Source organism: Nonomuraea sp. KM90, from assembly GCF_052246675.1.
Lineage (GTDB): Bacteria > Actinomycetota > Actinomycetes > Streptosporangiales > Streptosporangiaceae > Nonomuraea.
In genome coordinates, this window is sequence record NZ_JBQQCB010000065.1 from 26,081 (window position 1) to 44,985 (window position 18,905).

An 18,905-nucleotide genomic window follows, 5' to 3' on the forward strand; every position below is an offset into this window, starting at 1 on the left:
ACAGCCGGCAGAGCTCGGGGTCAGAGCTCGGCGGCCAGGAGCATCGTGCCGGGACCCTGGGCCGCTCCGGGGCCGGGCACGGCCGTCACCGTGTCCGCCGTGGCCTCGCCCCCGCAGTGCGGGCACGTCACGACGGGGGTGAAGCGCTCGCCGCAGGAGTGCACCAGCACCGCGGGCGGCCCGCCGGGCGGCGTGGCCCAGCGGTCGCCCCAGGCCATCAGCGTCATCAGCGCGGGCACGATGTCGCGCCCCGCCTCCGTCAGCACGTATTCGTGGCGCGGCGGCCGCTCCTGGTAGGGCCGCTTCTCGATCACCCCTGCCGCGATCAGGTGCTCCAGGCGGCGGGTCAGCAGGTTGCGCGAGATCCCCAGATCCTCCGCCAGGTCGTCGAACCTGCGCAGCCCCAGGAACACGTCGCGCAGGATCAGCGGCGTCCACGGCTCGGCGACGACGCCGACGGCGTGGGCGATGGAACAGTGCATCTCACCGAACCTGTTCATGGACCCCAGAATAGTGGGTTGATAAAGTGAACCCATGTCAGTTCACATTCAGGACTCACCCGCCCTGGCGTACCGGCGGGCCGGCGAGGCGCACGACCTCGACGCGCTCATGGCCACGCTCGCCGACGACGTCGTCTTCCACTCCCCGCTCAGCGCGGGGGCCGAGTTCCGGGGCAAGGAGCAGGCCCGGGAGCTGTTCTCCGTCGTGCTGGACGTGCTGTCCGACATGCGCTACCTGACCGACGTCGGGGACGAGCGGACGCGGGCGCTGACGGCGACCGCCCGGCTGGGCCGGATGGAGCTCCACGAGGCGGCCGTCCTCGAGATGGGCGAGGACGGGCTGATCAAGGAGATCACCCTGTGGATCAGGCCCCTCCCGGCCCTGACGACGATGATGGCCGCGCTCGGCCCCGGCCTGGCCAGAGCCACCGGCCGGCCCGCCCTCGCGCTGCTGGTCGGCGCCGCCGTCAAGCCGCTGGCGGCGATGACCAGGTTCGGCGACCGGACCCTGGTCCCCCTCGTGACCCGCGGGCGCCGGTAAGCGGCAATCCAAAGCGAGAGCACCGCTCTTGACATCAGTGCACCATAGCGAGAGCATTGCTCTCACAACGCAGCAATGCCCTCTTCAAGGAGCACTGATGGCCCCCCGACTCACCTCCGTGGCCTTCGCCACCGGCGGCATCCTCTTCTTCCTCTATCCCGCGATCCGCCCGTCGGGCGACGACGCCGCCGCCATGGCCTCCACCGCCTGGGTGACCGGACACGCGGCCGCGATGCTCGGCTTCGTCCTGGTGGGCCTGGCCGTGCTGGGGTTGCACCAGGTGCTCGGTGACCGCCTGTCGCTACGGGCGGCGGTGGTGACGTGGGCGGGCGCGGGCCTGACGCTGCCGTACTACGGGGCCGAGGACTTCGGTCTGTACGTGATCGCGCAGCGCTCCCTGCGCGACGGGACGCCGGCGTTGATGGAGCTGGCCGGGGAGTTCAGGTACGGCGTCGTGCCCGTCTCCATGTTCGCCGCGGGGCTCGTGCTACTCGCCGTCGGCCCGGTCATGGCCGCGGTCTCCGTCTGGCGCTCCGGCACCCTGCCCAGGTGGAGTCTCACGGCGCTGGCGCTGGGATTCGTGCTGTTCATCCCGCAGTTCTTCGGGCCGTACCCGCTGCGCGTCGCCCACGGCGCCCTGATCATGATCGGCGGTCTCTGGGCGGCGGCGGCCCTGTGGCGGGCCGGCGATCGGCGAGCCCTTCGAAGCGCATAACCCCAGGCCCCGCGCCTGATCGCCGATCACGTCAATAACCGAGGCCCCAACCGCGATTGGATCACCCCGCGGATGGGAATCCCATCACGGTACCAAGCGTTAGACACCGTGGGAGACAGACCCCCCACGCAAGGGGGCCCTGTAGGAGGCATTTAGACATGGGCGAGCGCGCGCTTCGTGGCACCCGGCTCGGGGCAACCAGCTACGAGAACGACCGTAACACGGATCTGGCCCCGCGCCAGGAGGTGTCCTACACCTGTCCTAAGGGCCATCGCTTCGAGGTTCCGCTTGCCGCCGAGGCCGAGATCCCCGCAACCTGGGAGTGCCGCATGTGCGGCGCCACCGCGGTGCGGGTGGACGGCGAGCAGCCGGAGTCCAAGAAGACGAAGCCCCCGCGGACACACTGGGACATGCTCCTGGAGCGGCGGTCTATCGAGGATCTTGAGGAGGTGCTCAACGAGAGGCTCGCGGTACTGCGGGCCCAACGTCGTAAGAGCGCCTGACCTACTCTCACGGTGAAACCCCCGGGCTACGGCCCGGGGGTTTTGTCTTGCCCGGAATGGCGCAGGCCCATGAGTGCCGGCACACATGCCTGAGCGCCGGGCGCACATGTCATGTGCCCCGGCGCTCGCTCACGAGCCTTCAGGAGTCGCGGTCCTCGCGGATGACCTCGCCGTGCACCACCCGGCCGCCACCGCCCTGCGACGCGCCCGCTTCGGGGAAGCCGGAGGACGGCGGGAAGAGGTTCGCGTACGGCGAGGAGGCGGCCAGCTTCTTGACCCGGCGGTCGAAGAACCAGGCGCCCAGCCGGCGCATCAGCGGCCGGGTGAACGGCAGCACGCACAGGAACCCGAACACGTCGGTGAAGAACCCCGGCGTCAGCAGCAGCGCGCCGCCCACCAGGATGAGGCCGCCGTCGGCCAGCTCGCGGTCGGGCATGCGGCCGGACTGCAGCGCCTCCTGCAGCGCCCGCCAGGCCCGGCGGCCCTCCCGCCGCACCAGCCAGGCCCCCAGAAGGCTGTCGGCGATGAGCAGGGCGATGGTGGCGGGCCCGCCGATCACCGACCCGACCTGGATCAGCAGCCAGATCTCCAGGACGGGGACGACCAGGAAGGCCAGGAAGAGCAGGAGCCGCATCGTTTCCCTCGATTCCGCACACGCGCGCTACAGCAGGAACAACGCCCGGAGCCCGCCGAGCGTTCCGGCATGCCGCCCAAATCAGGGACATCCCTGAGCTAGTGGCGGGGGGCGCCCTTGAATCGCTTGGGCAGGCCGGTGACGCCCCACAGGCCGATTCGCCACAGCGCCTCGGACATGACCTTGCCGCTCATCTTGCTCTTGCCCACCGTCCGCTCCACGAACGTGATCGGCACCTCCACCACCCGCAGCCCGTTCCTGGAGGTGCGCAGGGTCAGGTCGACCTGGAAGCAGTAGCCCTGCGACTCCACCCCGGCCAGCCCCACCTTCTCCAGCGTGGCGGCCCGGTAGGCGCGGAACCCGGCGGTCGCGTCGCGTACGGGCAGGCCGAGCATCACCCGGGTGTAGATGTTGGCGCCCTTGGACAGCAGCTCCCGCCGCTGCGGCCAGTTGACCACCTTGCCGCCCGGCACGTAGCGCGAGCCGATCGCCAGGTCCGCGCCGTCGGCCAGCGCCTCCAGCAGCTTCGGCAGCTCCTCGGGCTGGTGGGAGCCGTCGGCGTCCATCTCGACCAGGACGTCGAAGCCCTCCTCCAGACCCCATCGGAACCCGGCGATGTAGGCGGCGCCGAGACCCTGCTTGCCGGGCCGGTGCAGGACGTGCACGTGGTCGTCGTCGGCGGCGAGCCCGTCGGCGATCTCGCCGGTGCCGTCGGGGCTGCTGTCGTCGGCCACGAGCACGTGGGCGTCGGGCACGGCGGCGCGCAGCCGCTCGACGATCATGGGCAGGTTGTCGCGCTCGTTGTAGGTCGGTACGACGACGAGCACCCGGCCAAGAGTCTCCATCATCCGTCGTTCCTCATCCGATCGCCTCGCCGCCTGCCACGCCATGCGGCGACTCCAACCGCCGCCGCCCCCATCACCATCAATGCCCACTCAGGAAGCGCGCCCACCCTGGTGGCGATCGTTTCCTGGGTGCGCACGGGCACCTTGACCACGTTCATGTCCGCGACAAGTTCGCGGGTCTGCCAGGAGACCTTACCGTCCGGCGTGACGTATGCCGAGATCCCGGTGGTGGCGGCGGTCACGACGGCCCTGTTGTGCTCGACGGCGCGCAGCTTGGACATGGCCAGTTGCTGCGGCGGAAGGTTGGACTCGGCGTAGGAGGCGTTGTTGGTCTGGACGACGAGCGGGGTGCCGCCCGCGCGCACCGTGCCGCGTACGGTGTCGTCGTAGGCGACCTCGTAGCAGTTGACCGCGCCGATCGTGACCGGCCCCAGCTTCAGGTCGCCCGGCTGGTCGCCCGCGACGGACTGCCTGCCGACCAGGCTCGCCCGCTCCCACAGCGCCAGCACGATCTCCTTGAACGGGGTGTACTCCCCGAACGGCACGAGATGCTGCTTGTCGTAGTAGTCGCCCGCCCCCGTCACCGGGTCCCACACGAGGCTCCGGGTGGCGCGGTGCTCGGCGCCGATCGCCACGACCGCCCCGATGAGCGTGGGCACGCCGACGTCCTGGACGGAGTCGTGGATGATCTGCCGGGCGGTCTCGTCGCGGTAGGGGTCGATGTCGGTGGAGTTCTCCGGCAGGACGACCAGGTCGGGCTTGGGGAGCTTGCCGTCGCGCACGGCCTGGGCGAGGCGCTTGGTCTCGTTGGCGTGGTTCTTCAGCACGACGGCGGGCTCGTCGCCGAGCGCGTACATGCCCCGGCCGGGGACGTTGCCCTGCACGATGCCGATGTTGACCGTACGGCCCTCGTCGCCGAACCTGGGCACGGCCAGCCCCAGCACGGGCACGGCCAGCGCCAGCCCGACCGGCACGGCCCTGCGCACGACGGCGGCCCGCCTGGACAGCACGGCCTGGGCGAGCAGGGCGCCGCACAGCGTGACGGCGAACGACACCAGCGGCACACCGCCGAGCGCGGCGTAGGGCGTGAACAGTGACTCACCCTGGCTGAAGGCGACGCGCGCCCACGGGAACCCGCCGATGGGCACCAGGCTGCGGGCCCACTCCATCAGCACCCACAGGCCGCCGAACCACACGGGCCATGCGGGCAGCCTGAACACGAGCGCGGCCAGGGCGGCCATGGCGGCGTAGAACAGGCTCTCGGTGCCGACCAGCATGAACCAGACGTCGTCGCCGATGGTGCGCACCCAGGCGACGGTGGGCAGCAGGAAGACGGCCGCCGACAGGTAGCCGAGCCAGGCGGCGCGCCTGGGACGGGTGCGGTAGAGGGAGGCGACGATGAGGCCGATGCCCAGGGGGGCGCACAGCCACCAGTCGAGCGGCGGGAAGGCGGTGTAGAGGGCGAGACCGCCGGCGACGGCCGCCACGACCCTGCCCAGCAGCACCCACCGCGACTCCCGCCCGGCTTCCGGTCCGGCGATCGGCCGCTCGCTACCCCGCTCCCCGCCTCCGCCCCGCGCTCCGGGACCGGATTGCGCATCGGAACCGGCCGGTTCCCCGGGCTCCGTGGGAGAGGACGGCTCGCTGTGAGAGGACGCGACGGTCGCCCCGTCGGTCTCGGTTGCGGACCCGGCTCCGGCTGCGGCCCCGGCGGCTGCGGAAGCGGGTGCCGGCTCCGAGGATGCTGCGGCCGCCGTGGCGGCGGTGGGCGGTGAGGTGGCCTCCGCGGGGGTGGCGGCAGGCTCGGATGGCCCGTCCGCGCGGCCCGGGCCGGGCCGGGCGGCGGGCGGTAGGCTCGTTCTCTCCTGAACCACTCCGGGGTCTCCTCGCCACCTCGCAAACGCCTGCTTGCGAAAACGCTACCGCCCCACGGCCGCGCTCGGGTCTGCACGGCACCCGGAAGATCGAAATATCGCCCCTAGAAGGGGGTAGGGGGAACGGGGCGGCAGGGTGATCCCGTGACGGAACGGGACCACCCGGCGCAGTGGCGGTCCGGCGCACGAGAGCGGGAAGAGGGCCCGGAAACCCTTCGGACCGGATCCGTCTCGTCGGCGGCGAGCTCGGAATTCCGTTGTCTACTGGGCTCCCGGACCCGTCCCGGGTCCAACCCCCCGCCCGGTTGGGGTGCCCCGACTCGACGGACCGACGGCCCTGCACCTGGCTGTGTGGACGAAGTCACGCTCCGTCACGGACGCAGGATCCGGCGATGTCAGAGACGGCCAACCGGCCAAGTCCCGTGCTGGACTGCGCAGCAAACTACCGACTCCACCTCAGATGTCAACCGTGTCCCGATCAGCAGAAACATCAAGTTTTCGCAGGTAGGACATGTTTGACCGGTGGCGCTAAAGCCGGTCAAAGCCCATTAGCGGGCGCCGGAGAGCGGCTTGGCAAGCCCTGGAGGGCCTGCGAAAGCGGCCGCTCGTGGACGACCCCGAGCCGTTGTGTCGCACGTGTGAGAGCAACATACAGGTCGCTGGGCCCTCGTGGCGACTGGGCGGCGATGAGGTCGGGCTCGGCCACGATGACCGAGTCGAACTCCAGCCCCTTGGCGTCCGTCACGCCCATCACGGCCACGGGCGCGTCCAGGGCCTCGGCTCCCCTGGCCCGGCCGGCCCCCGGCGAGACCACCACGGTGCCGGTCACGACGGCGGCGACCTCCGTGCCGAGGGTGGACAGCAGCGCGTCGGGCACCACCACGGCCACCTTGCCGCCCTCGCCGACCTCCGCCTTGGCCAGCCCTGGCAGGGCCGACAGGGGCGCCGACCACGGCTCCACGCCGAGCTCGCGGACGGAGGTGGGGGCCTTCAGCGCGGGGTCGATGGTGGCCAGGACCCGGGCGGCCACGGCCATCAGCTCCACCGGGGTGCGGTAGTTGACGGTCAGCCGCTCCTGGCGCCAGCGCCCGGCCACGTACGGGTCGAGCACCTCCTCCCACGAGCGGGCCCCGGCCGCCGAGCCGGTCTGGGCGATGTCGCCGACGATCGTCATCGACCGGGTCGGGCAGCGCCGCATGACCGCCCGCCACGCCATCGGCGACAGCTCCTGCGCCTCGTCCACGATCACGTGACCGTAGGCCCAGGTGCGGTCGGCGGCGGCGCGTTCGGCGGTGGTGAGGTAGGGGCCCTCGCCGCGCTGGCGCTCGGCCAGGCGTTCGGCGTCCATGACGTCGGACAGGCCCGTCAGCTCCAGGACCTCGCGGGCGTAGGAGAGCTCGGCCTCGCGCTCGCGTTCCTCGGCCTGGCGGGCGGCGGCCAGCTCCTCCTCGGCCTGCAGCGCGCTGGCGCGCAGCACCTGCTCGTCGATCTCGCCGAGCAGTTCGGCGGCCTCGTCGAGCAGGGGGACGTCGGACTCGGTCCACTCCCCTCCGTCGCGGCGCAGGAGCCCGCGCTCCTCGGGCGTCAGGGCGGAGGCGGCGTAGCCGAGGCGGTCGGCGGAGCCGTACAGGCCGAGCAGGAGGCGCTGCGGCGTCAGGTACGGCCACAGCCGGTTGAGCGCGGACTTGACCACCGGTTCGGTACGCAGCTCCTCGCGCAGGTCGGCCAGCTCCTCCTCGTCGATGAGCCCCTTGCCGATCTTGCGGGCCTGCTGCCTGGCCAGCGCGTTGAGCAGCGACCGGACGAACACGGCGCGGGCCTGGTTGTGCGGGCGGCGCGAGCGGGTGGCCTTGTTCCGTGCGGCGTCCAGCATGGAGCGGTCGATGGTGAGCGTGATGCGGCCGATGGCGAGCTCGATCGGCTGGCGCGGCACCTTCTGCCGGTCGCGCACGGCCTTGGCGATCACCTCGGCCATGCGCGGGTCGCCCTTGAGCGCGGCCACCTCGGACCGCTCCCTGGCACTGGCGGTCACGCCGGGGTAGAGCTCGCCGACCGTGGACAGCAGCACGTCGGTCTCGCCGAGCGAGGGCAGGACCTGCTCGATGTAGCGCAGGAAGGTGAGGTTGGGGCCGATGATGAGCACGCCGCGGCGCTCCAGGCGCTCCCTGTGGGTGTAGAGCAGGTACGCGGCCCGGTGCAGGGCCACGACCGTCTTGCCGGTGCCGGGGCCGCCCTGGACGACCAGCACGCCGTTGAGGTCGCTGCGGATGACGCGGTCCTGCTCGAACTGGATGGTGGCGACAATGTCGCGCATGCGGCCCGTGCGCCGCTCGTCGAGCGCGGCCAGCAGCGCGGCCTCGCCGTTGAGCGTGGCCCGGTCGTCGTCGGTGAGCGAGTCGAGGTCGAGCAGGTCGTCGTCCACGCCGACCACGGCGCGCCCCTTGGTCTGCAGGTGGCGGCGCCTGGTGACGCCCATCGGGGCGGCCGGGGTGGCGCGGTAGAACGGCTGCGCCACGGGGGCCCGCCAGTCGATGAGCAGGCGCCGCTGCTCGTCGTCGGTCAGGCCGAGCTTGCCGATGTACAGCCGGCCCTCGTCGACGTGATCCAGCCGTCCGAAAACCAGGCCGCGCTCGACCGCCCAGAGCCGGGCGAGGCGCGAGGCGTACATGTCGGCGAACGTGTCGCGCTCGGACCTGTTCTGCATCGTGCCGACGGCGCCCGCGGCCAGCACCTCTTTGAGCTGCCGCTGGGTACGCTCGCGCAGCGTGTCGAGGCGGTCGTACAGGCCGGTGACGTACGCCTGCTCCCTGGCGAGCTCTGTTTGACGAGTTGCCGCCTGACCATTATTGTGGTTAATGGGACACTCCGGGCCATTCTGCTTGTTGTTACGACAAACGACGACATTAGCACGCCTGTAGAGGCACCTTCATCACTTTCCCCCTTTCCCGCGTACGGTTACGTCTTGGTTTCGACCCTTGACCGCCGGGCGCGGGCCTTTTTATGGTCGTCTCAAGTTAGGAAAGTTTCCTAACCTTGCTGAAGGAGACGCCGTGAGCGGTCCGGTTCCGGGGACCCCCAGTCTGCTACGCGCCATCAATGATCGCGCCGCCCTGCAGGCCCTCCTCGAACGCGGCCCGCTGACCCGTCCCGAGATCGGCGCGCTCACCGGCCTGTCCAAGCCCACGGCGTCCCAGCTCCTGTCCCGGCTGCAGCAGGCGGGGCTGGTCGTGCTGGACGGCGTCAGGGAGGGCCTGCCGGGCCGTACGGCGGAGGTCTACCGGATCAACCCGGCGGCGGCGTACGTGGCCGCGCTCGACGTCACCCCCGACCGGATCGAGGCCAAGGTGGCCGACATCACCGGCACGGTCGTCGGCGAGCACACGCTCCCGACGCCGCGCCGGCCGCACGGCGAGCTGGTGGACCGGCTCAACGCCGCGCTGCGCGGCGCGGACCCGCCGGACAAGCTGCGCCGGGTCGTGATCGGCGTGCAGGCCGCGATCGACCCGACCACCGGCAGGCTCGGGTACGCCGCGGCCAAGGACGTGCCCGGCTGGCAGATGCCCGACCTGGTGCCGGCGCTCAGCTCGGGCCTCGGTGTCCCGGTGGACGTGGAGAACAACGTCAACCTGGTCGCGATCGCCGAGCAGGCGCACGGCGCCGCGCGCGACCACCGGGACTTCGTGCTGCTGTGGGCGGACGAGGGCATCGGCTCGGCCATCGTGCTGGGCGGGCGGATGCACCGGGGCGCCACCGGCGGCGCGGGCGAGGTGGGCTACATGCCGACCCCGGGCGCGCCGACGGCCCGCGAGGCCGGCCGCTACGCCAACCACGGCTACCAGGCGCTGACGGGCGGGCCGGCGGTGCTCAAGCTGCTGCGCTCGTACGGCGTGCGCGGCACCGACTTCCGCCACGCCGTCGCCAACGCCGTACGCGCGGCGGCCCGGACCGGGCAGAAGGCCGACGACGCCAGGGCCGGGCTGCGCGACATCGCCGCCCGCCTGGCCGTGGGCCTGGCCGCCATCACCTCGGTGATCGACCCCGGGCTGATCGTGCTGACCGGCGGCGTGGTGCTGTCGGGCGGCGAGACGCTGCGCGAGCTGGTCGAGCACGAACTGCACGCCCTGACCATCCCCCGCCCCCGTGTCCGCCTGTCGAGCGTGGACGGCAACCCCGTCCTGGCCGGCGCCCTCGATCTCGCCCTCGACGCCGTACGCGACGAGGTCTTCAGCTCCACCGTTCCGTCATGATCCATGACAGGAGGCACCCCCCGTGCGCTTCGTCCCCCTGGCGGTCGCCGCGGCACTCGCGCTGACCGCGTGCACCGCCAACCGGGAGGCCGGGCCCTCCCTCGGCGCCCAGCCCAAACCCTCAGGGTCCGCCTCGCAGGCCCTGCCGGCGGCCACGCTCGAGCTGTGGCACGGCTTCTCCACCGACGCCGAGGTCAAGGCGTTCGAGGCGGCCATCGCCGGCTTCAACAAGAAGTTCCCGCAGATCACCGTCAAGGCCGTGAAAGGCGTCCAGGACGACCAGATCACCCAGGCCATCCGCGGCGGCAAGGCGCCGGACGTGGCGGCCTCGTTCACGACCGACAACGTCGCACAATGGTGCAGGTCGGGATCGTTCCAGGACCTCACGCCCGTGATCGCGCAGGACGGCGTGGACCTGTCGGTGCTGCCGGCGGTGGCGCGCTCCTACTCGGGCTTCGAGGGCAAGCAGTGCACGCTGCCGCTGCTGGCCGACGCCTACGGCCTCTACTACAACAAGGCCCTGATGAAGGGCGAGCAGCCGCCCAAGACCCTGAGCGAGCTGACCGAGCTGGCCAAGAAGCTGACGGTCAGGGACGCCGACGGCGAGATCAAGGTGGCCGGCTTCATCCCGACCGTCCAGTACTACGAGAACAGCCCCAGCCACCTCGGCCCCATGGTCGGCGCCAAGTGGTACAACGACGACGGCACCTCGGCCATCGGCTCCGACCCCGCCTGGAAGGAGCTGCTGACCTGGCAGAAGGAGCTCGTCGACTGGTACGGCCACGACAAGCTGGAGAAGTTCCGCAAGAGCCTGGGCGACGAGTGGAGCGCCGAGCACCCGTTCTTCAAGGGCAAGGTCGCCATGATCCTCGACGGCGAGTGGCGCAACGCCATGATCGCCAATGACGCGAAGGACCTGGACTACGGCACCGCTCCCCTGCCCGTCGCCGACGACCGCCCCGAGCTGTACGGCAGCGGCTTCACCGCCGGCACCGTGATCGGCGTGCCGAAGGGCGCCAGGCACCCGCAGCACGCCTGGGAGCTGATCAAGCACCTGACCATGGACACCGGCTCCCTGGTGACCCTGTCGAACGCCCTGCGCAACGTCCCCACGACGAAGGCGTCGATGGAGTCCCCCGACCTCGCCAAAGACGCAAATTTCACGACCTTCCTGGACATCTTCGCCCACCCGAAGACCTCGACCCTGCCCGCCAGCGTCAACAGCGTCTTCAACCAGGAGGCCTTCGCCACCTTCATCGCCAAGTGGGAGAAGGGCGACGTGCCGGACCTGGACGCCGGCCTGAAGGACGTGGACAAGCAGATCAACGACAAGCTGAAGCTGTCCGGAGGCTGACCGGTGGCCACCCTGACTCCCGCGCCGCCGCCCGCTCCGGCCCCCGCGCCGATGTGGCGGCGGCGCGGGGAGGGCCCGCGCGCCCTCCTCTGGCTGTCGCCGTGGCTGGTCGGCGTGTCGATCTTCTTCGTCTACCCGCTGGTGTCCACGGTGTACTTCTCCTTCCACCGCTACGACATGTACACCCTCGAGTTCGTCGGCCTGGCCAACTACCGCTACCTGCTCCAGGACCCCAGGGTGCTCACCTCGGCGGGGAACACGCTGTGGCTGGTGCTCGTCATGGTCCCGGCCACCGTGCTGTTCTCGCTGGGCCTGGCCCAGCTCGTGATCAGGCTGAAGGCCGGCTCCGGGTTCTTCCGGACGATCTTCTACCTGCCCTCGCTGGTGCCGGTGACCGCGGGCACGATCACGTTCGTGTTCCTGCTGAACCCGTCCACCGGGCCGTGGAACCAGTTCCTGGCCCTGTTCGGGATCGACGGCCCCGACTGGTTCGGCGACCCGGCCTGGTCCAAGCCCAGCCTGACGCTGCTGTCGCTGTGGAGCTGCGGCCAGCTCGCCGTGATCTTCATGGCGGCGCTGCTCGACGTGCCCCGGCACCTGTACGAGGCCGCGGCCATCGACGGCGCGGGCGCCTGGCGGCAGTTCCGCAGCGTGACGCTCCCGGTGATCGCGCCCGTGCTGATGTTCGCCCTGGTCACGAACATCATCTACGCCCTGCAGTACTTCGCGCAGGCGATGATCGCCTCCCGGGTGGCCTCGGGCGCGACCGACTCGCCGGGCAGCTCGTTCTCCCCCGGCTACCCGGACGAGTCGCTGCTCACGCTGCCGCAGTGGCTGTTCCAGGCCGGGTTCCGCGACTACTCCATGGGGTACGCGTCCGTGCTCGCGCTGCTCCTGTTCGGCACCGCGATGATCTTCACGCTGATCCTGCTGCGGCAGTTCCGCCGGGCCGAGGAGGGCTCATGAGCGCCACCGTCACCGCGCCGCGCCGCGTCCTCGCGCCGAGCGCCCGCCGCGACGGGACCAGGGCGCGCAGGCGGCGGGTGCTGCTGTGGATCGCCACGCACGCGCTGGCCATCGCGCTGGCGCTGATGTTCCTGGCGCCGGTGGTGTTCATCGCGCTGACCGCGCTGATGACCGACGAGCAGGCGCTGACCAGCGACCTGTGGCCGCGCACCTGGAACTGGGCGAACTTCGCCGAGGTGTTCGAGAAGTCCCTGCTGCTGCGGTGGGCTGGCAACACGCTCATGTACGCGGCGCTCGGGACGCTGTTCACCGTGGTGTCGTCGGTGCCGGTGGCCTACGCGCTGGCCCGGTTCCGCTTCCGGGGGCGGCGGGCGGCGTTCCTGCTGGTCGTCACCGCCATGATGCTGCCGCCGCAGGTCGTGGCGGTGCCGATCTACCTGGTGTGGGCGCGGCTGGGGCTGACCGACAGCCTGTGGCCGCTGATCCTCCCGATGCTGCTCGGCGACGCGTTCTCGATCTTCCTGTTGCGGCAGTTCCTCGTCACGATCCCGCGCGACTACACCGACGCGGCGAAGGTGGACGGCTGCTCCGACTTCAGGACGCTGATCAGGGTGATCCTGCCGATGGCCCGCCCGGCGGTCGCGGCGGTGGCCCTGTTCCAGTTCTTCTACTGCTGGAACGACTACTACGGGCCGCTGCTGTACGCCGGCGTCGAGCAGGAGAACCTGACGCTGTCGCTCGGCCTTGCCACGTTCAAGGCGTTCCACAGCGTGCAGTGGAACCTCACCATGGCGGCCACGCTGCTGGTGACCGCGCCTGTGATCATCGTGTTCTTCCTCGCCCAGCGGGTCTTCATCGAGGGCGTTACTTTGACGGGAGTGAAGGGTTGAGACTCGCGGTGGTCGGGGGCGGCTCGACGTACACGCCGGAGCTGGTCGACGGGATCGCGCGGCTGCGCGACGAGCTGCCGGTGACGGAGCTGGCCCTGATCGATCCGGACGCCGGGCGGCTGGAGCTGGTGGCGGGGATGTCGCGGCGCATGCTGGCGCACGCGGGGCACCCGGCGCGCGTGCTGGCCACCTCCTCCGTCGCGGAGGGGGTGGCCGGGGCGGCGGCGGTGCTGATCCAGCTCAGGGTCGGCGGGCAGGCGGCCCGCGAGGTCGACGAGACGCTGCCGCTGCGGTGCGGCTGCGTGGGGCAGGAGACGGCGGGCGCGGGCGGGCTGGCCAAGGCGCTGCGCACGGTGCCGGTGGTGCTGGAGATCGCCTCGACGGTGCGCGAGGTGGCCCCCGAGGCGTGGATCGTGGACTTCACGAACCCGGTCGGCATCGTCACCAGGGCGCTGCTCGACGCCGGGCACCGCGCCATCGGGCTGTGCAACGTGGCGATCGGCTTCCAGCGCCGCTTCGCCGCGGCCCTGGGCGTCGACCCCGCGCGGGTCTCGCTCGGCCACGTCGGGCTCAACCACCTGACCTGGGAGCGGGCGGTCCACCTCGACGGCGAGGACGTCCTGCCCGCGCTGCTGCGCGAGCACGGCGAGGAGATCGCCGGCAGCCTGGGGCTGCGGCCGGAGCTGCTGCGCCGGCTCGGCACGATCCCCTCCTACTACCTGCGCTACTTCTACGCCCACGACGCGGTGGTGCGCGAGCAGCGCTCGAAGCCGTCGCGGGCGGCCGAGGTGGCGGCGATGGAGGCGCGGCTGCTGGAGCTGTACGCCGACCCCGGCGTGGTGACCAAGCCGGAGCTGCTGGCGCAGCGGGGCGGGGCGTTCTACTCGGAGGCGGCGGTGGCGCTGGTCGCCTCGCTGCTCGGCGACCGGGGCGACACGCAGGTGGTGAACGTGCGCAACGCCGGCACGCTGCCGTTCCTCGGCGACGAGGCGGTGATCGAAGTGCCCGCGGCCGTCACCGCCACCGGGGCCGCGCCGCTGCCGGTGCCGCCCGTGGAGCCGCTGTACGCGGGGCTGATCGCGCACGTGTCGGCGTACGAGACGCTCGCCCTGGAGGCGGCCCTGCACGGCGGCGCGGACCGGGTGCGGGACGCGCTGCTCGCCCATCCGCTCGTCGGGCAGGACGAGACCGCCGAGGAGCTGGCGGGGCTGCTGCTGGAGGCCAACCGGGCGCACCTGCCGTGGACGGTGGGCTAGTGGCGCGCGCCCGGCTCGTGCTGGCCGTGGACGGCGGCAACAGCAAGACCGACGTGGTGGTGGTTTCGGAGCACGGGGAGGTGCTCGCCACGGGCCGCGCGGGGCCGTTCACGCCGCAGCGGGACGGCGTGGCGGCGGCGGTGGACGTGGTGGCGGCGGCCCTCACCACCCTGCCCGTCGACGGACTGCCCATGGACGGCTTCGACCACATGTCCGCCTGCCTGGCCGGCGCGGACCTGCCGGTCGAGGAGGAGGCGCTGGCCCGGGAGTTCGCCGCCCGGGGGTTCGCGGCGGACGTGGTGGTGCGCAACGACACGTTCGCGCTGCTGCGGGCCGGCGCGTCGGCGCCGTGGGGGGTGGCCGTGGTGTGCGGGGCGGGCATCAACGCGGTCGGCGTCTCCCCCGGCGGCACGGTGGCCCGCTTCCCGGCGCTGGGCCGCATCAGCGGCGACTGGGGCGGCGGGCAGAGCCTGGCGGAGGAGGCGCTGTGGCACGCCGCGCGCGCCGAGGACGGCCGGGGCGAGCCGACCGCGCTGACCGGCGTGGTCACCGCTCACTTCGGCACGGCGACGGTCGAGGAGCTCGTGCTGGCCCTGCACTTCGGCCGGGTGCCGGAGGACCGCCTGCACGAGCTGTCCCCCGGCGTGCTGGCGGCGGCCGGTGACGGCGACGCGGTGGCCGGGGCGCTGGTGGCGCGGCAGGCGGAGGAGGTGACGGTGATGGCGCAGGTGTGCCTGCGCCGGCTCGGCCTGCTGGAGACGCCGGTGGAGGTGGTGCTGGGCGGTGGCCTGCTGACCGCCCGGGACCCGCTGCTGACCTCGCTGCTGGACGCGGGCTTCGCGCTGCGGGCGCCGCGGGCCAAGATCGTGGTGGCGGACCTGCCGCCGGTCATGGGGGCGGCGCTGCTCGGCCTGGAGCGGCTGGGAGCCTCCGAGGCGGCCAAGGCGCGCCTGCGCGGCCACTACGAGCCGCCGCCCCCGCGATGACCAGGGCCGCGGCCAGCGCGTACGCCGGAGTGCCCGCCCCCGGCACCAGGTACGCCGCCGCGCCCGCCAGCGGGACCCCGAGCCACTCCCAGCGGCCGTCGAGGGCCACCAGGGCGACGACCAGCAGCGCGTACCAGGAGTAGCCGGGGGTGAGCAGCAGCAGGGCCGAGCCGGTCAGCAGCAGGGCGCCGCGTTCGGGGCGGTCGGGGTCGCCGTGCCGCAGGACGTGGAACAGCAGCGCCGCCAGGACGGCCAGGACCGCCGGCAGGGCCCAGGAGTCGGGCAGGAGCCAGCGCACCAGGCCGTACCGGTCGCGGGCGCCGGCCTCGTCGTAGCCCTCCTCGGCCAGGTACCCGGACAGGTAGCCGAGCACGGAGGAGCGGGAGGCGAGCACGTACGGGAGGTAGGCGGCGGCGACGAGCAGGACGGCGGGCAGGAGCGTGCGGAGCGCCCGCCGCGCCCCCTCCCGGCCGGCCAGGGCCCCCGACAGCGCGCCGGGCAGCGCCACGGCGGGGACGAGCTTGATCGCGACCGCTGCCCCGAGCAGCAGGCCCCGCCCTGCCACGGCGCCCCTGGGGACGGCGCCGAGGGCGAGGACGACGGCGGCCACGGCGAGCAGGTCCACGTGCGCGTTGTTGACCGCCTCCATGGGCACGGCCGGGCACCACGCCCAGCACGCCGCCCAGTACACCGCGCGGTTCGCCGCCCGGCGGCGCAGCACGACCAGCACGACCAGCACCCCCGCCGCCACCAGCGCCCCCGCGACCTGCAGCGGCGCGTGCCTGGCCCCCTCGGGCGAGAGCCGGTCCACCAGCAGGAAGTACGCCTCCGCCAGCGGGGGATAGATCGTGTGCACGCCGGGCCGGTTGATCCGCGTGCACGTGTCCCCTTCGACCGGGTAGAAGTGACCCTCGGAGCAGGCGGGGAACAGCCAGGGGTCGCGCAGGGCGGCCAGGGCCGGGTCGGCCGGGGCGTGGTCGTAGGGGGACAGGCCGGCCGCCTGGACGCGGCCGTCCCAGGCGTACCGGTAGGAGTCGGTGCTGGTCGCGGGCGGCCCGAGGAGCCCGGTGGCGATCACGGCCAGGCCGCCCGCCAGCACGAGCCGGCCGGCCGCCGGGCCGGGCACGCCGCGCAGGGCCCACACGGCGGCCGCGAACAGCGCCCAGGCGGCGCCGTACCACCAGGGCAGGCCCGCCGGGGCCGCGCGGAAGATCGCGGCCAGGACGGCCACCTGAGCGGCGAGCAGGGCGGCGGCGAGGAGCGTACGGCGGCTCATGGGGTGCAGCGTGGCACCGGAGCCGGCCCCCGGGGTGCGTCCGGAGGCATCCGTCCGCATTTCGTAAGGGCTTGACGCGGCCGGTCAGGCGCTGTCGGGGCCGGGGGCGGGCTCGCTGGTGACGTCGGGGGAACGGTGCTCGTAGGGGGTGCTCAGGACGACCGTGGTGCGGGTCGAGACGTTGGCCGAGGCGCGGATCTGCTGCAGGAGGTCCTCCAGCGCCACCGGCGAGGCCACCCGGACCTTGAGGATGTAGCTCTCGTCGCCGGCCACGCTGTGGCACGCCTCGATGGCGGCCAGGTGGGCCAGCCGCTCGGGGGCGTCGTCGGGCGCGGCGGGGTCGATCGGCTTGATCGACACGAACGCGGTCAGCGGCAGCCCCACGGCGTCGTGGTCGATGATCGCGGCGTAGCCGCGGACGACTCCCCGCTTCTCCAGGCGGCGTACGCGCTGGTGCACCGCTGAGACCGAGAGCCCGGTCTCCCTGGCCAGGTCGGTGAAGCTCATGCGGCCGTCATGGGCCAGCAACGTGACGATCCGGCGGTCGATCTCCTCCATCGGTCAAAGGTAGCCGGTGGTGGTCACGACATGGTCCCGACCGGGGTGACCCCTCTGCGCATCGCGTGCTCGACGAGCGTGATGAGCACCTCCCTGCCGGAGTCGCGGCGGCGGGCGTCGCAGCGCACGATGGGGATGTCCGGCTCCAGGCCGATCGCCGAGCGCACCTCGCCGACGGTGAACGGCGTGGTGCCCTCGAAGCAGTTGAGCGCCACGATGAACGGCTGGCCGCGCTTCTCGAAATAGTCGACGGCCGGGAAGCAGTCGTCCAGGCGGCGGGTGTCGGCCAGCACCACGGCGCCCAGCGCGCCCATGGCCAGCTCGTCCCAGACGAACCAGAACCGCTCCTGGCCCGGGGTGCCGAACAGGTAGAGCATGTAGTCGTTACGGATGGTGATGCGGCCGAAGTCCATGGCCACGGTGGTGGTGAGCTTGCGCTCCACGCCCGACAGGTCGTCGATGTGCGTGCCCACCTGGGTGAGCGCCTCTTCCGTGCGAAGAGGCCGGGTCTCGGACACGGCGCCGACCATGGTGGTCTTGCCCGCGCCGAATCCACCCGCGATCAGAATCTTGATCGCGGTCGGCAGCCGCCAACGGTCTGTGCGACCGAATTCCATCCAGCACCGCCCGTACATATCCCGCGCATGCGTGACCCCACCCCTGAGGTGCCGTGGTCAGTGGTACCTGTCAAGGCGCGTTGAGGAGATCGATCCACATGCCTGGCAACGAGACACCCTAGCAACGCCACATTTTCCACTCAAGCCGCAAACTTTTACAAGAAACAAAATGTCACGTTTTGTTGCATCGAGCCCCGATATTCGCCGATCTAACAAGTCAAGAGTCAAGATTGTCTGTCATGGAATCAGACGAGGCCGTTACGTGGCCCGATCGTAGCCCGAAACATCGGTGAATCCGGCACTGAAACCGATCTGTCTTCGCAGGTAGGCGGCCGTACGGGGACTGTGCTCGGCCACCGGGCCGATGAGGTCCTCGGCCTCGCGCGCCAGCTCCGCCATGGCCGCGGCCACGTCGGCGCGGTCCACGCCCAGCGCCAGCACGTTGAGGTCGCCCCAGCTCAGGTCCCGGCGATAGGTGGCCATGTCGCCGAGCAGGTGCAGATAGCGCTGCACCTGCCGGCTGACGCCCCACAGCTCCTCCAGATGGGCCTTCGCCCAGTCGTCGGCCGTGTAGATCCAGTGCGAGAGGTCCACGAAGCACGAGCCCCGGCTGTCGGCGTTGTCGACGTAGCGGGCCAGCGTCGGCAGGGCGTGGGTCTCCCGCCACACCCAGGCCGTGGTCATGCCCAGCAACATCTTCGCGAGCTGGTTGCGCCAGATCCAGCGCAGGTCGCCGAACTCCTTGACGGTGGCCAGCTCGTCGCGCAGGTCCGCGAGGAACCGGGTGACCGCCGAGCGCGGCACGGCCCCTTCGGCGACGGACAGGCACTCGCGGGTCAGGCGGTTGACCTGCTCGCGGGTGGTCGCGGTGTGGTCGACGAGCCGGTCCACGGCCATGACCCACAGGGCGGCCCGGTTGACCACCTTCAGCCGGGCCGCGCCGGCCCAGGGGGCGCTGAAGGCGTTGGAGAGGGTCAGGCCGTTGACGAGGTCGGCACCGAAGGCCGCGACGGGGAACAGCCCGGTGTACATCTGGGCGCACCGCCGCAGGTCCCTGCCGCACTCCGCGGCCAGCGCGCACGTCCTGCCGAGCTCGAACGCCTGCTCCAGCTCGTCGTCCCGCACCCTAGGGCCGCTCGATCG

18 protein-coding genes are annotated in these 18,905 nt (G+C 71.9%); 9 read left to right on the forward strand and 9 right to left on the reverse strand.

Annotation, left to right across the window (positions count from 1 at the left end; all coding sequences use genetic code 11):
- Nucleotides 1-20: 20 nt before the first annotated feature.
- Nucleotides 21-500 carry a winged helix-turn-helix transcriptional regulator gene (locus tag ACTWPW_RS40485; protein ID WP_443171783.1) on the reverse strand — a complete coding sequence of 160 codons (480 nt, stop codon included), beginning with the start codon at nucleotides 498-500 and terminating at the stop codon, nucleotides 21-23.
- A gap of 34 nt (nucleotides 501-534) precedes the next feature.
- On the opposite strand from ACTWPW_RS40485, the gene ACTWPW_RS40490 reads away from it, so the two are divergent.
- The 3 genes from ACTWPW_RS40490 (at nucleotide 535) to ACTWPW_RS40500 (ending at nucleotide 2,259) form a co-directional block, all read left to right on the forward strand.
- Nucleotides 535-1,041, forward strand: a complete 507-nt coding sequence (locus tag ACTWPW_RS40490) for a nuclear transport factor 2 family protein (RefSeq protein ID WP_375108256.1) — start codon at nucleotides 535-537, stop codon at nucleotides 1,039-1,041.
- Nucleotides 1,042-1,138: 97 nt separating this feature from the next.
- Nucleotides 1,139-1,756, forward strand: a complete 618-nt coding sequence (locus ACTWPW_RS40495) for a hypothetical protein (RefSeq protein WP_375108257.1) — start codon at nucleotides 1,139-1,141, stop codon at nucleotides 1,754-1,756.
- Nucleotides 1,757-1,914: 158 nt separating this feature from the next.
- Entirely contained in the window at nucleotides 1,915-2,259 is a 345-nt protein-coding gene (locus ACTWPW_RS40500; RefSeq protein ID WP_043625492.1) for an RNA polymerase-binding protein RbpA, read from the forward strand.
- A gap of 139 nt (nucleotides 2,260-2,398) precedes the next feature.
- On the opposite strand, the gene ACTWPW_RS40505 is transcribed toward ACTWPW_RS40500, so the two are convergent.
- The 4 genes from ACTWPW_RS40505 to ACTWPW_RS40520 all read right to left on the reverse strand — a co-directional run bounded on the left by ACTWPW_RS40505 (nucleotide 2,399) and on the right by ACTWPW_RS40520 (nucleotide 8,316).
- Nucleotides 2,399-2,893, reverse strand: coding sequence for an FxsA family protein (locus ACTWPW_RS40505; RefSeq protein WP_364136031.1), 495 nt, complete (start codon nucleotides 2,891-2,893; stop codon nucleotides 2,399-2,401).
- Between the two features lie 98 nt (nucleotides 2,894-2,991).
- Nucleotides 2,992-3,741 (reverse strand): polyprenol monophosphomannose synthase, encoded by a 750-nt coding sequence (locus ACTWPW_RS40510; protein ID WP_375108258.1) that lies wholly within the window; start codon nucleotides 3,739-3,741, stop codon nucleotides 2,992-2,994.
- Nucleotides 3,738-5,243, reverse strand: a complete 1,506-nt coding sequence (gene lnt, locus ACTWPW_RS40515) for an apolipoprotein N-acyltransferase (protein ID WP_443171784.1) — start codon at nucleotides 5,241-5,243, stop codon at nucleotides 3,738-3,740. The genes ACTWPW_RS40510 and lnt overlap by 4 nt, the downstream gene beginning before the upstream one ends.
- A 907-nt stretch (nucleotides 5,244-6,150) precedes the next feature.
- Nucleotides 6,151-8,316 carry a HelD family protein gene (locus ACTWPW_RS40520; RefSeq protein WP_443171785.1) on the reverse strand — a complete coding sequence of 722 codons (2,166 nt, stop codon included), beginning with the start codon at nucleotides 8,314-8,316 and terminating at the stop codon, nucleotides 6,151-6,153.
- Between the two features lie 346 nt (nucleotides 8,317-8,662).
- On the opposite strand from ACTWPW_RS40520, the gene ACTWPW_RS40525 reads away from it, so the two are divergent.
- From ACTWPW_RS40525 to ACTWPW_RS40550, 6 genes are read left to right on the forward strand one after another with little or no spacing between them, the layout of a single operon-like run.
- Nucleotides 8,663-9,859: an ROK family transcriptional regulator gene (locus ACTWPW_RS40525; RefSeq protein ID WP_375108261.1), complete on the forward strand. Its 1,197-nt coding sequence runs from the start codon at nucleotides 8,663-8,665 to the stop codon at nucleotides 9,857-9,859.
- Nucleotides 9,860-9,881: 22 nt separating this feature from the next.
- Entirely contained in the window at nucleotides 9,882-11,213 is a 1,332-nt protein-coding gene (locus ACTWPW_RS40530; protein ID WP_375108262.1) for an ABC transporter substrate-binding protein, read from the forward strand.
- Between the two features lie 3 nt (nucleotides 11,214-11,216).
- Entirely contained in the window at nucleotides 11,217-12,179 is a 963-nt protein-coding gene (locus ACTWPW_RS40535) for a carbohydrate ABC transporter permease (protein ID WP_443171786.1), read from the forward strand.
- Nucleotides 12,176-13,069 carry a carbohydrate ABC transporter permease gene (locus ACTWPW_RS40540; protein ID WP_443171787.1) on the forward strand — a complete coding sequence of 298 codons (894 nt, stop codon included), beginning with the start codon at nucleotides 12,176-12,178 and terminating at the stop codon, nucleotides 13,067-13,069. The genes ACTWPW_RS40535 and ACTWPW_RS40540 overlap by 4 nt, the downstream gene beginning before the upstream one ends.
- The gene (locus ACTWPW_RS40545) at nucleotides 13,066-14,325 is read left to right on the forward strand and encodes a family 4 glycosyl hydrolase (RefSeq protein WP_443171788.1); all 1,260 of its coding nucleotides are present in this window, start codon (nucleotides 13,066-13,068) and stop codon (nucleotides 14,323-14,325) included. Before ACTWPW_RS40540 ends, ACTWPW_RS40545 begins: the two co-directional genes overlap by 4 nt.
- Entirely contained in the window at nucleotides 14,325-15,311 is a 987-nt protein-coding gene (locus tag ACTWPW_RS40550; protein WP_375108266.1) for an N-acetylglucosamine kinase, read from the forward strand. The genes ACTWPW_RS40545 and ACTWPW_RS40550 overlap by 1 nt, the downstream gene beginning before the upstream one ends.
- On the opposite strand, the gene ACTWPW_RS40555 is transcribed toward ACTWPW_RS40550, so the two are convergent.
- The 4 genes from ACTWPW_RS40555 to ACTWPW_RS40570 all read right to left on the reverse strand — a co-directional run bounded on the left by ACTWPW_RS40555 (nucleotide 15,214) and on the right by ACTWPW_RS40570 (nucleotide 18,887).
- Complete coding sequence (locus ACTWPW_RS40555) at nucleotides 15,214-16,587, reverse strand: glycosyltransferase 87 family protein (RefSeq protein ID WP_443171789.1); 1,374 nt, start codon at nucleotides 16,585-16,587, stop codon at nucleotides 15,214-15,216. The two genes, ACTWPW_RS40550 and ACTWPW_RS40555, sit on opposite strands and share 98 nt — an antisense overlap.
- Before the next feature lie 84 nt (nucleotides 16,588-16,671).
- Nucleotides 16,672-17,145, reverse strand: coding sequence for an Lrp/AsnC family transcriptional regulator (locus ACTWPW_RS40560; protein WP_375108268.1), 474 nt, complete (start codon nucleotides 17,143-17,145; stop codon nucleotides 16,672-16,674).
- 23 nt (nucleotides 17,146-17,168) lie between these two features.
- On the reverse strand, nucleotides 17,169-17,762 hold the full coding sequence (locus tag ACTWPW_RS40565) for a GTP-binding protein (RefSeq protein ID WP_364136067.1): 594 nt from the start codon (nucleotides 17,760-17,762) through the stop codon (nucleotides 17,169-17,171).
- Between the two features lie 258 nt (nucleotides 17,763-18,020).
- Nucleotides 18,021-18,887, reverse strand: coding sequence for a terpene synthase family protein (locus tag ACTWPW_RS40570; RefSeq protein WP_443171790.1), 867 nt, complete (start codon nucleotides 18,885-18,887; stop codon nucleotides 18,021-18,023).
- Nucleotides 18,888-18,905: the final 18 nt, after the last annotated feature.

Bases quoted from the DNA above. Each gene is read 5' to 3' on its own strand.
- ACTWPW_RS40485 (WP_443171783.1), bottom strand. From the start codon at position 500: ATGAACAGGTTCGGTGAGATGCACTGTTCCATCGCCCACGCCGTCGGC.
- ACTWPW_RS40490 (WP_375108256.1), top strand. From the start codon at position 535: ATGTCAGTTCACATTCAGGACTCACCCGCCCTGGCGTACCGGCGGGCC.
- ACTWPW_RS40495 (WP_375108257.1), top strand. From the start codon at position 1,139: ATGGCCCCCCGACTCACCTCCGTGGCCTTCGCCACCGGCGGCATCCTC.
- ACTWPW_RS40500 (WP_043625492.1), top strand. From the start codon at position 1,915: ATGGGCGAGCGCGCGCTTCGTGGCACCCGGCTCGGGGCAACCAGCTAC.
- ACTWPW_RS40505 (WP_364136031.1), bottom strand. From the start codon at position 2,893: ATGCGGCTCCTGCTCTTCCTGGCCTTCCTGGTCGTCCCCGTCCTGGAG.
- ACTWPW_RS40510 (WP_375108258.1), bottom strand. From the start codon at position 3,741: ATGATGGAGACTCTTGGCCGGGTGCTCGTCGTCGTACCGACCTACAAC.
- ACTWPW_RS40520 (WP_443171785.1), bottom strand. From the start codon at position 8,316: ATGCAGAACAGGTCCGAGCGCGACACGTTCGCCGACATGTACGCCTCG.
- ACTWPW_RS40540 (WP_443171787.1), top strand. From the start codon at position 12,176: ATGAGCGCCACCGTCACCGCGCCGCGCCGCGTCCTCGCGCCGAGCGCC.
- ACTWPW_RS40555 (WP_443171789.1), bottom strand. From the start codon at position 16,587: ATGAGCCGCCGTACGCTCCTCGCCGCCGCCCTGCTCGCCGCTCAGGTG.
- ACTWPW_RS40560 (WP_375108268.1), bottom strand. From the start codon at position 17,145: ATGGAGGAGATCGACCGCCGGATCGTCACGTTGCTGGCCCATGACGGC.
- ACTWPW_RS40565 (WP_364136067.1), bottom strand. From the start codon at position 17,762: ATGGAATTCGGTCGCACAGACCGTTGGCGGCTGCCGACCGCGATCAAG.